Source organism: Halomonas sp. 707D4 (assembly GCF_024158685.1).
Lineage (GTDB): Bacteria > Pseudomonadota > Gammaproteobacteria > Pseudomonadales > Halomonadaceae > Vreelandella.
In genome coordinates this window covers 1-10,648 of the sequence record NZ_JAMZBD010000057.1, presented here as the reverse complement: position 1 = coordinate 10,648, position 10,648 = coordinate 1, and the positions used below count along the sequence as shown (strand labels likewise).

11 protein-coding genes are annotated in these 10,648 nt (G+C 67.6%); 7 read left to right on the top strand and 4 right to left on the bottom strand.

What is annotated here, in order from left to right:
• From dprA to aroE, 5 genes are all read left to right on the top strand, one after another.
• Positions 1–760 (top strand): DNA-processing protein DprA (gene dprA, locus BIS11_RS04210; protein WP_253585759.1); only part of this gene is annotated, 760 nt, incomplete at its 5' end.
• 57 nt (positions 761–817) lie between these two features.
• Complete coding sequence (locus BIS11_RS04205; RefSeq protein WP_253419176.1) at positions 818–1,375, top strand: L-threonylcarbamoyladenylate synthase; 558 nt, start codon at positions 818–820, stop codon at positions 1,373–1,375.
• A 1-nt stretch (position 1,376) separates the two neighbouring features.
• Positions 1,377–2,219 (top strand): oxygenase MpaB family protein, encoded by an 843-nt coding sequence (locus tag BIS11_RS04200; RefSeq protein ID WP_253419173.1) that lies wholly within the window; start codon positions 1,377–1,379, stop codon positions 2,217–2,219.
• A gap of 73 nt (positions 2,220–2,292) precedes the next feature.
• Positions 2,293–3,228, top strand: coding sequence for an oxygen-dependent coproporphyrinogen oxidase (hemF, locus tag BIS11_RS04195; protein ID WP_253419170.1), 936 nt, complete (start codon positions 2,293–2,295; stop codon positions 3,226–3,228).
• Positions 3,225–4,043, top strand: a complete 819-nt coding sequence (gene aroE / locus BIS11_RS04190; RefSeq protein WP_253419167.1) for a shikimate dehydrogenase — start codon at positions 3,225–3,227, stop codon at positions 4,041–4,043. Before hemF ends, aroE begins: the two co-directional genes overlap by 4 nt.
• A 6-nt stretch (positions 4,044–4,049) precedes the next feature.
• Here the strand turns inward: aroE and BIS11_RS04185 are convergent, their stop codons facing one another.
• Entirely contained in the window at positions 4,050–4,853 is an 804-nt protein-coding gene (locus tag BIS11_RS04185; protein ID WP_253419164.1) for a M48 family metallopeptidase, read from the bottom strand.
• 84 nt (positions 4,854–4,937) lie between these two features.
• On the opposite strand from BIS11_RS04185, the gene BIS11_RS04180 reads away from it, so the two are divergent.
• On the top strand, positions 4,938–5,795 hold the full coding sequence (locus BIS11_RS04180; protein WP_253419161.1) for an ATP-binding protein: 858 nt from the start codon (positions 4,938–4,940) through the stop codon (positions 5,793–5,795).
• On the opposite strand, the gene BIS11_RS04175 is transcribed toward BIS11_RS04180, so the two are convergent.
• The 3 genes from BIS11_RS04175 to BIS11_RS04165 form a co-directional block, all read right to left on the bottom strand.
• The gene (locus BIS11_RS04175; protein ID WP_253419158.1) at positions 5,792–6,406 is read right to left on the bottom strand and encodes a hypothetical protein; all 615 of its coding nucleotides are present in this window, start codon (positions 6,404–6,406) and stop codon (positions 5,792–5,794) included. The genes BIS11_RS04180 and BIS11_RS04175 overlap by 4 nt on opposite strands.
• A 102-nt stretch (positions 6,407–6,508) precedes the next feature.
• Positions 6,509–7,399 carry a sucrase ferredoxin gene (locus tag BIS11_RS04170; RefSeq protein ID WP_253419156.1) on the bottom strand — a complete coding sequence of 297 codons (891 nt, stop codon included), beginning with the start codon at positions 7,397–7,399 and terminating at the stop codon, positions 6,509–6,511.
• A gap of 7 nt (positions 7,400–7,406) precedes the next feature.
• Positions 7,407–8,252 carry an ABC transporter ATP-binding protein gene (locus BIS11_RS04165; RefSeq protein ID WP_253419152.1) on the bottom strand — a complete coding sequence of 282 codons (846 nt, stop codon included), beginning with the start codon at positions 8,250–8,252 and terminating at the stop codon, positions 7,407–7,409.
• Positions 8,253–8,480: 228 nt separating this feature from the next.
• On the opposite strand from BIS11_RS04165, the gene BIS11_RS04160 reads away from it, so the two are divergent.
• The gene (locus BIS11_RS04160) at positions 8,481–10,622 is read left to right on the top strand and encodes a TonB-dependent receptor (protein ID WP_253419150.1); all 2,142 of its coding nucleotides are present in this window, start codon (positions 8,481–8,483) and stop codon (positions 10,620–10,622) included.
• The last annotated feature ends 26 nt before the right edge of the window (positions 10,623–10,648 follow it).

Below are 10,648 nucleotides of genomic sequence, written 5' to 3'. Positions count from 1 at the left end.
GGTCGGCACCCGCCGACCGACCGCCGAAGGCGCCGGCAACGCCCGGGGGCTTGCCGCCGAGCTTTCCCGACGCGGCTGGTGCGTGGTCAGTGGCATGGCGCTCGGCGTGGACGCTCTCGCCCAGACGGCGGCGCTCGACGAAGGCGGTGCCACGGTGGCGGTACTCGGCTGTGGGGTGGACGTGATCTACCCGGCCCGCCATCGCACCCTCTACGAGCGCCTCGCCCGCACTCCGCGGGCGCTGATCCTTGCCGAGCATCCGCCGGGCACCCAGGCGCACCCGGCCTTCTTTCCGCGCCGCAACCGTATCGTCACCGGGCTCTCGCTCGGTACCCTGGTGATCGAGGCGACGGAGAAGAGCGGCACCCTGGTCAGCGCGCGGCTGGCGCTGGAGCAGGGGCGCGAGCTGTTCGCCGTGCCGGGCTCGATCCACAACGTTCAGGCCACGGGCTGTCTGTCGCTGCTCAAGAGCGGCGCCACCCTGGTGCGCCACGTCGACGACATCGTCGCGGAGCTTGGTCACTGGGCGCCGGCGTTTCTGCCCACGGCGGCCTCGGCATCGTCGCCGGCGGTGCCTGACGCCGAGCCCGGTGGCGCTGAGCCGGGTCTTCTCGGTGCGCTCACCTCGATCCCCACGCCGATCGACCTGCTGGTCCAGAACACCGGTTGGAGCGTGGCGGAGTGTCAGCGCGAGCTTCTCATGCTCGAGCTCGACGGCGCCGTCGCCCAGCAGGCGGGCGGCTGGGTGCGGCGGCGCTGAGCCGTGATAAAATGATCCACATGGCGCGCGTTTCGCGCCGACGCCAAGGAGGCCTCGATGACGGCGACGACAGAACTTCAGCACGTGGTACGCGCTCTTCACGCAGGCCGCGTGGTGGGCTGCCCCACCGAAGCGGTGTGGGGGTTGAGCTGCGACCCGGACAACGAACAGGCGCTGACCCAGCTGATGCGCCTGAAGGAGCGCGACCCGGCCAAGGGGGTAATCCTGGTGGCCGCCAGCATGCAGCAGTTCGGCCCGTGGCTTTCGGGGCTGGCGCTCGAGCTGCACGCCCGGCTCGCCACCAGCTGGCCCGGGCCCAACACTTGGCTGGTGCCGGACAACGGCCGCAGCCACGCCCTGGTGCGCGGTGCCCATCGCAGCGTGGCGCTGCGGGTCACCGACCACCCGCACATGGCCGCCCTTTGCGAGGCCTTCGGCGGGCCGCTGGTCTCCACCTCCGCCAACCGTTCGAGCGAGCCGCCGGCCATGAGCGCCGATGAGGTCCAGCGCCTCTTCGGCGACGACCTGGGCGCCATCGCCCCCGGCGAGCTTGGCGGCCAGGCGCGGCCCAGCACCATTCGCGACCTGCTCACCGGCAAGGTGCTGCGCGCCTGACATGGCCACCTTCCTGCGCGACGCCATGACGGCGCGCCTGGGCCGGGCGCGCGTCGAGCGCCACCCCGGCCCCTTTCCGAAAGACGAGTTGGTGCGCAACCTGCACGGCGACTTCACGCCGATGATGTGCGGCGGCATCAGCGCGCTGCTGCTGCAGATGCTTCACCCGCTGGCACTCGCCGGCGTCTGGGACCACTCCCACTTCCGCCACGACATGGTGGGGCGCCTGCGGCGCACCAGCGACTTCATCGCCACCACCAGCTTCGGCACCTTCGACGAGGCCGAGGCGGCGATCGAACGGGTGCGCCGGGTGCATGCCCGGGTGCGCGGCAAGACCGCCAACGGCGAGCCCTACGCCGCTGACGACCCGGCGCTTCTCACCTGGGTACACGTGGCGGAGATGAGCCGCTTCATGGCCGCGCACCTGCGCTATCGCAACCCGGGGCTTTCGCGGGCCGAGCAGGACCGCTACTTCTTCGAGACCGCCTGCATCGCCGAGGCTCTCGGCGCCCGCGACGTGCCGGACAGCGCAGCGGCCATCGACGCCTATCTCGAAGCGCAGCGGCCCCGGCTGGTGTGTGATACGCGCACCCGCGAGGTGGTCGCGCTGCTGCTGGCGGCGCCGCCGCGCCATCTCCTGCTGCGCCCGGCCGGCGCTTTGTTCATGCGCGCCGGCATCGACCTGTTGCCCGAGTGGGCGGCGGCGCAGCTGGATCTTGCCATGACGATGCCGACGCGTCGGCTGGTGCGCGCCGGTATCAAGAGCGCGATGCCGATGATCAGTCGCGCGGTGCGAAGCGGCGCCTATCGCCGCGCGCTCGCCCGCTATCAGGCGCCGTCCTGAGTCGGCCCTTCACGCCTTTCGCTTTACCCCTTACCATCAGTGTCTACCCTCAAGGCAACGTTTTGGAGAGACAGTGGCCCACGAGCACCTGAACGACGTCAAGACCTACCTGCTGGATCTGCAGGATCGCCTGTGCGAGGCGCTGGCCAAAGCCGATGGCCGCGCCACCTTCCGCGAGGACAGCTGGCAGCGCGAGGAGGGCGGCGGCGGGCGCTCCCGAGTGATCGAGAACGGCGCGCTGTTCGAGAAGGGCGGGGTCAACTTCTCCCACGTCTTCGGCCAGACGCTGCCACCGTCCGCCACCGCCTCGCGCCCGGAACTCGCCGGGCGCAGCTTTCACGCGGTCGGGGTTTCCTGGGTGCTGCACCCGACGAACCCGCACGTGCCGACCAGCCACGGCAACGTGCGCTTCTTCATCGCCGAGAAGGAGGGCGAGGCGCCGGTGTGGTGGTTCGGCGGCGGCTTCGACCTGACCCCGTTCTACCCTGTGTTCGAGGATGCGGTGCACTGGCACCGGGTGGCCCGCGACGCCTGCGCGCCCTTCGGCGATGACGTCTACCCGCGCTACAAGGCGTGGTGCGACGACTACTTCTACCTCAAGCACCGCGACGAGACCCGGGGCGTGGGCGGGCTGTTCTTCGACGACCTGAACGAGGCGGGCTTCGAATCCTCCTTCGCCTTCCAGCGCGCCGTGGGCGACAGCTTCCTCGACGCCTACCTGCCGATCGTCGAGCGCCGGCGCGACACTCCCTGGAATGACCGCGAACGCGACTTCCAGCTCTACCGGCGCGGGCGCTACGTCGAGTTCAACCTGGTGTGGGACCGGGGCACCCTGTTCGGGCTGCAGAGCGGCGGGCGCACCGAGTCGATCTTGATGTCGATGCCGCCGCTGGCCCGCTGGGAGTACGCCTACACCCCGGGCGCCGGAAGCCCCGAGGCGCGCCTCGACGAGTATCTGGTCGCGCGGGACTGGCTGGGCGAGGCGAAGCGGCTGGGGGTGGCGCCATGAGCGATCGTTACTGCGTGCTGGGCAACCCCGTCGAGCACTCGAAGTCCCCCTTGATTCACCAGCGCTTCGGCGAGCAGACCGGCCAGGAGATCGTCTACACCGCCGAGCTCGCCCCGCTCGACGGCTTCGTCGCCACCTGGCGGGCCTTCTGCGAAAGCGGCGGGCGGGGCGCCAACGTCACCGTACCCTTCAAGGAGCAGGCCTTCGCGCTGTGCGACACGCTGAGCGAGCGGGCGCGCCGGGCCGGTGCGGTCAATACGCTGATCAATGGCCAGAACGGCCGCGTCTACGGTGACAATACCGACGGGGTGGGGTTACTGCGCGACCTGGATGCCCATCACATCCCGTTGAGCGGGGCACGCATCCTGGTGCTGGGCGCCGGCGGCGCGGTGCGCGGTGTGCTCGCGCCGCTTTTGGAAAGAGGTCCTCGCGAGGTGGTGATCATCAACCGCACCGGCGCCAAGGCCGCCGCACTGGCGCGTGACTTCGCCGACTTGGGCGCGGTCGTCGGCGGGGGGTATGACGTCTTGGAGGAGCCGTTCGATCTGGTCATCAACGGCACCAGTGCAAGCCTTGCCGGCGAGCTTCCGCCGCTGCCGGAGGCGCTGTTCACCGCCGGCGGCTTCGCCTACGACATGATGTACGCGGCCGAGCCCACGGTGTTTCTGCGCTGGGCGCAAAATCACGGCGCCACCCCGGTGGATGGCCTGGGGATGCTGGTGGAGCAGGCGGCGGAGGCGTTCTTCCTGTGGCGAAGCGTGCGTCCGGACACCGGGCCGGTGCGCGCGCTGTTGAGACGCGCGCTCACCGGCTAGGAGGGGTCAGGGGCGCGGGCAGTTCGGCGTGCGGCCCTGGCTTCTGGCCTGCTCATAGGTGGCCATCGCCTGGTCCATGCCGGCCTGCAGGCCGTCGATGCGCTGATCCTGGCTCGGGTGGGTCGACATCCACGCCGGCGGCGCTCCGCCGGTGGAGGCGGCCTGCATGTTCTGCCACAGCGTGACGCTTTCGCGCGGGTCGAAGCCGGCCTGGGCCATCAGGTTCTGGCCGATGGTGTCCGCCTCGCTTTCGTGGCGACGCGAGAAGGGCAGCGCGATGCCGTACTGCGCGCCCATGCCGAGTACGCCCATCAGCTGCTGGCCGCCGGGCGACTGCATGCCCGAGGCGCTGGAGATCACCGAAAGCCCCAGGGAGGTCGCGCTCTGGGTGGAGGCGCGTTCGTTGGCGTGGTTGGCCAGCACATGGCCGATCTCGTGGCCGATCACCGAGGCGAGCTGGTCCTGGTTGGTGGCGATGTCCAGCATGCCGGTATTCACCCCCATGTAGCCGCCGGGCAGGGCGAAGGCGTTGGGCTGGTCGGACTTGAACACCCGCACCTGCCAGTCCTGGTTGCGCTGGCGCTCCGGCAACACGTCGACGATGGCATCGGTGATGCACTGCACGTAGCGCAGGCTCGCCTGGTCGCCCATCGGCACGTCCTGCTGGTACTGGGCAAAGGCCTGCTGGCCCATCTGGTTGAGCTCGGCGTCCGAGAGCAGCAGAAGCTGCGAGCGCCCGGTGGGCGAGGTGGCACACGCCGCGAGCGAGGCGCACAGGGCGGTAACGGCGAAGGGGCGAAGCCAGCGCATGATCGGTTCCTTATCGGCAAAAGCCGTGTTCGAGATGACGGTTCAGTGTCGGTATTTTTAGCATAACCCAACGAGAGGGCAAGGATGGACGCCGAATTAACCCAACGACTCACCCAGCTGCTCGACCACGTCGAGCACTGGCTTCCCCCGGCGCCCACGCCGGTGGACTGGAACACCCATACCGCCGCGCTGTGGCAGCGCCATCCGCTCGGCGGTCACCTGGTGCCGGTACCGGTGCGCGATACCACCACGCTCCACGACCTGCTCGGCATCGAGCGCCAGAAGAAGGCGCTGGTCGACAACACCCGGGCGTTTTTGAAGGGGCTGCCCGCCAACCACGCGCTGCTGTGGGGCTCGCGCGGCAGCGGCAAATCGTCGGTGGTGCGTGCCTTGATCAATACCCTGGGCCACGAGGGCCTGCGGCTGATCCAGGTGGACCGCCACGACCTGGCAAGCCTCCCCCGGCTGGTCGAGACGCTTCGCCACGCACCCCAGCGCTTCGTGGTCTACTGCGACGATCTCTCCTTCGAGGGCAGCGACGACGCCTACAAGGCGCTCAAGAGCGTGCTCGACGGCACGCTCACCGGCCCGCCGGAGAACGTCTTGATCTACGCCACCTCGAACCGTCGCCATCTGCTGCCGGAGTCGATGGCGGACAACGAAGGCTCCAGGCTGGTCGGCGAGGAGCTGCATCACGGCGACGCCGTGGAGGAGAAGATCTCGCTGTCGGACCGCTTCGGGCTGTGGCTCGGCTTTCACCCCTTCAACCAGGCCACCTATCTCGAGGTTTGCGAGCACTGGGTCACGAGCCTGGGCGGGGAGGGCGCCTGGGAGGAGGCCGCCCGGGAGGAGGCGATTCGCTTCGCCACGCTTCGCGGCGGGCGCAGCGGGCGTACCGCCTGGCAGTTCGCCGCCCAGTGGGTCGGGCGGCGTGGCCTTTAACGTACCGGCGTGAGCTGACCGTCCTCGCCGACGTTGAGGCGCAGGGTGGGCGTGAGCAAGCCGGCGGGCAGCGTCATGCCGAGCCCGCGCAGATCTCCCGGGGTGATCGCCAGTTCGCTGCCGGCGGGCAGCGAGCCGTTCGAGGCCAGCTGCCGGGCCAGGTCGACCATCGGGCTCAGACGCTGCGGGTCGGTGGCCAGCACGTCGAAGGAGACCGGCAGGCGCAGGTTGGCGCCATCCCCCGGCGTGAGCGAGACGTCTTCGCTGTAGCGCCCGGAAACCGGGTCGACGCCGGGCATGTCCAGCGTCCAGTTGAAGCCGGCCATGTTCACCGCCGGCATGCCCGCCGGAAGCCCCAGTCCCAGCGCCATGGTGGCCTGCACCGGCAGGCTCCCCGCGCCCAGGCTCGAGGCGATCAGGCTGGTCAGGTCGGTGGTGTCGAGCCCCGCATTCAGGTTGTAGGGGCCGATGCGCACGTTCTCGACCCCCAGCGAGGTCACCGCCAAGCGAAAGGCGAACAGCCCGGTCTGGGGCAGGGCCAGACAGCCCGACAGAAGACTTGCCATGGCAAGCAGCGTCAACCAGCGCCAGCGGCGCGCAAGAGTCAGCATGAACGTCCCTCCAATCGGGGCGAAAGATGATGCCAAAGGTCAAAACGCGGCTATTTGAGAGAGGAGCGGACGCGTTGTCAACTGCTTTGAGCATCGCGCGGCTCAGATATCGACGCGCGCCTGCCAGACCAGGCTTTCGGTCGGGCCCTGCGCCAGGTCGGCGCAGGTATCGACGCGCAGGATCGAACGGGCCTGGCAGTGCACGGTGGCCTGGTAGGGCGGAGTATGGAGCTTCCAGCGCATGACGCGTTCGCGCTCGTCGCCATGGTCGTCGATCAAGGTCGGCGCCGTCAGGGCGTTGGCCTGTTCCAGGTGTTCGAGCAGCGCCACTTCGGCACACTGCTGGGCGGGAGAGAGCGAGGAGTTGCCGCGGTAGCCGGGCAGGTAGCGCTGGCCGGATGCCTCGCTTTGCAAAAACGCGAGCGCTTGTTCCGGCGCGATGCGCCCGTACTTGCGTACCGGCGAGAGCACGATAAGACTCGCCGCCAGGCGGCAGCCGCCCAGGTGGCTGCTCTCCCACACGTCGAAGGGGAGCTCATGCTCGGCAACGGCCTGAGCCAGTGCCTTGAAGGTCTGGTAGCCGTACTTGGCGCAGCACTTGTCTTTCTTGGCATGCGTGCAGCAAAGGATCAGGTCGTGAGCGAGTCTCGGCTCTTCCCAAAGGGCCAGCGAGCTTCCCGTTTGCCAAGCGGCGAGAAACTCGCCAAGCGCCTCTCTTGCCACGGTGAAACGACGCCGCTCGGGCATCAGGAATATTCGATGCCGGGTGGCCTCCATGCCAGGCTGCTGGATCAGGTTCACCCGCCGCCCCGCCGCTGCGATGGCATCCAGCGTGACGCCGATTTCCGAGGGCATGTCGCTTGCGTGGCGAAGATTTCGCTGCCACTTCGCCCGGGGCCAACTGACTAGCAGGTGCCGTTCGACGTGGGCGGCACTGCCCGGCAGCGGATCGTTCTGCTCGCGGCTCAGCTGGGCGCAAAAGACAGGGGGCATGTGCATCTCACGTGGCGCTCGAAAGCGCGGAGGAAACGGTGGCGCGAGGGCGTTCGAAACGGCGCGGCAGGCAGACCGGGCGCCCGCTTTCGGGGTCCAGCATCACCTGGGCATCGAGTTCGAAGACCCGCTGCAGGGTATCGGCGGTAAAGACCTCGGCGGGGGCGCCGTCGGCCACGATTCGTCCCTCGCGCAGCATCACCAGATGATCGGCGTAGGCCGCCGCCAGATTGAGGTCGTGCAGCACCAGCAGCAGCGTACGGCCGCGTTCGTGGGCCAGGCGCGAGAGCAGCTCCATGAGCTCTACCTGCACCTTCAAATCGAGAAAGGTGGTGGGCTCGTCGAGCAGGATCAAGTCGGTCTGCTGGGCCAGCACCATGGCGATCCAGCAGCGCTGGCGCTGCCCGCCGGACAGGGCATCCACCGGGCGGTCGGCGAACTCGCTCACCCGGGTGTAGTCCATCGCCTCGCGGATGGCCTGGGCATCGCGTCGGGCGTCCTTGTGCCACCACCTTTGATGGGGAAAGCGGCCCATGCCCACCAGTTGTTCGACGGTCAGCCCCTCCGGGGCCGCAGGCCCCTGAGGAAGAAGGCCCAGCCGCCGGGCCACGTCCCGAGTGGCGCACCGGTGGATGTCCTTGCCATCCAGGTGAACGTGGCCCGCCTTGGGCGCGAGGGTGCGGGCCAGGGTCTTGAGCAGCGTCGACTTGCCGCTGCCATTGGGGCCGAGCAGCACCGTGAGCTTGCCTTCGGCCACAGCGATGTCGACGCCGTCGAGCACCGTGCGGGTTTCATAGCCCGCGCTCAGTGCCTCACCCACGAGGCGAGGGGATCGAGAGTTCGTGTCGGACATCGACGCGCCTGCCAGGAATCAAACACGCACCGTAGGATAAAACGTTCTCATTTACAATGTCTTCTCGTCGTCGGAACGCGGGTGATCGGTCCGAGATGTCGAACGCGGCGTTGCACGGTAATGGACCTTAGACTGACGCACATGCATAATATAATCATTATCATTTGTTTATGATAATCGATCTTTATCAGGGGTCGCTCGTGAATTTTTTAAGAGGATAAGAAGAAGATGCGCTGTCAACATCATCGCGCGCGCTGGCAAACCGCCACTCTGGTCGGCCTGATGGCCGCTTCCCAGGCCCAGGCTCAGGAGCAGTCGAGGTCGGCGGTCAACGCCGGCCGCGAGCAGGTCGAGCAGCCCGTGGTCGTCACTGCCTCGAGGACCAGCGCCACCAAGGAGGACTCGCCCCAGACGGTACGCGTCATCACCTCTGAGGAGATCGAGCAGCAGCTCCAGCTCACCAGCGACTCCTCGCAGATACTCAGCAACTTGCTGCCGTCCTACTCCCCCAGCCGCCAGAAGATGAGCGGCAGTGGCGAGACCCTGCGCGGGCGCAGACCGCTCATCCTGATCGACGGCATTCCGCAGTCCAACCCGCTGCGCCCGACCGGTCGCGAAGCGCACACCATCGATTTCTCCATGGTCGAGCAGATCGAGGTGATCCAGGGTGCCAACGCCACCAATGGCATCGGCGCCGAAGGGGGCGTCATCAACCTGGTGACCCGGCGCCCCGAACCTGGCTCCTTCAACCAGCATGTCGAAGCCCAGGTCACCACGCCGACCCGCGAGCTGGACGGCGACACACTCAGCTATCGCACCACCTATGGCGTCAGCGGCAACAGCGGCGATGTGGACTACCTGTTCTCGGCGAGCCTCGAGGACCAGGGCCTGTTCCTGGACGGCAACGGCGATGCGGTCGGCGTGGACAATACCCAGGGCGATCTCATGGATGCCCGCTCCTTCGATATCCTCGGCAAGCTCGCCTACTGGTTCGATGACGACCAGCGCCTGCAATTCACCCTCAATCACTACGACATCGAAGGTCATAATGGTTACCTGAGCGTCACCGGCGATCGCGACAATGGCGTGGTGACGACCTCCCGACGCGGCACGCCGGAAGGCCGCGCTCCCTACAACCGGGTATGGACGACCGGCCTGAGCTACGACCACTACGACCTGGCCGGCATGCACCTGAGCGCTCAGGTGTACTATCAGGACTACAAGGCGCTGTTCGGCGCCGACAACTCGGCCACGTTCCAGGACCCGGCGTTCGCACCGGTCGGCACCTTTTACGACCAGACCCTGGCGACGACCTCGAAGTACGGTACCAAGGTGTCCCTGAGCCGTGACGACCTGCTCGACGATCGGCTGAAGCTGACCGGCGGCTTCGACACCTTGTTCGATGATACCGAGCAGTACCTGTACCAGACCGATCGCACCTACGTGCCGCCGGCGAGTTACACCGACCTTTCGCCCTTCCTGCAGGCGGAGTTCGCGCCGCTGGATTCGCTGCTCTTGTCAGCGGGAGTGCGCTACGAGTACGCCAAGCTCGATATCGACGATTACCAGACGCTCTATACCCGCAACGCGGTGGACGTGGAAGGGGGCTCGCCGAGCTTCAACGAGACGCTCTACAATCTGGGGGCGGTGTGGAAGCCCGTCGAGCACTGGAGCCTGTTCGCCAACTACTCGGAAGGCTTCACGATTCCGGACGTGGGCCGGGCGCTTCGCAGCATCCAGCGGCCCGGGCAGTCCGTGGACAGTATCGAGAACCTGCGCCCCATCGTCACCGACAATGTCGAGACCGGCGTTCGCTACGACGATGGGCGCCTCGCGGCGGAGCTGAACTACTACATCTCCTCGTCGGACTTCGGCAGCCGACTCGTCGAGCGCGACGACGCCTTCTTCATGGCACGGCAGGAAACCGAGATCAAGGGGCTGGAGGCAGCAATCGGCTACCGCTTCACCGACCAGCACGCCGGACGGCTCTCGTACTCACGCATGCGCGGGCGCTACGACAGCAACGACGACGGCCACCTGGACGCCTCGCTTTCCGGCATCGACGTCGCCCCTGATCGCGTGGTGGCGAGCGTCTCCTCCGACTGGACCGATAACCTCTCGACCTTCGTGCAGGCCAACTACGCCATGGACATGAGCTTCGACGAGCCCGAGCGCGAGTTCGACGGCTACCTGCTGATGGACGCCGCCGTCGGCTATCGCCTGCCCGTGGGTCAGATGGACGTGGGTATCTCCAACCTGCTCGACGAACAGTACGTCACCTACTACTCGCAGAGCGCGCTGGTGAACGACGAGCGCTACTTCGCCGGGCGCGGACGCACCCTGACGCTGGGCTACCGCCTGGACTTCTAGCGGGTCGGGCGCGCTCGAAACAGCAG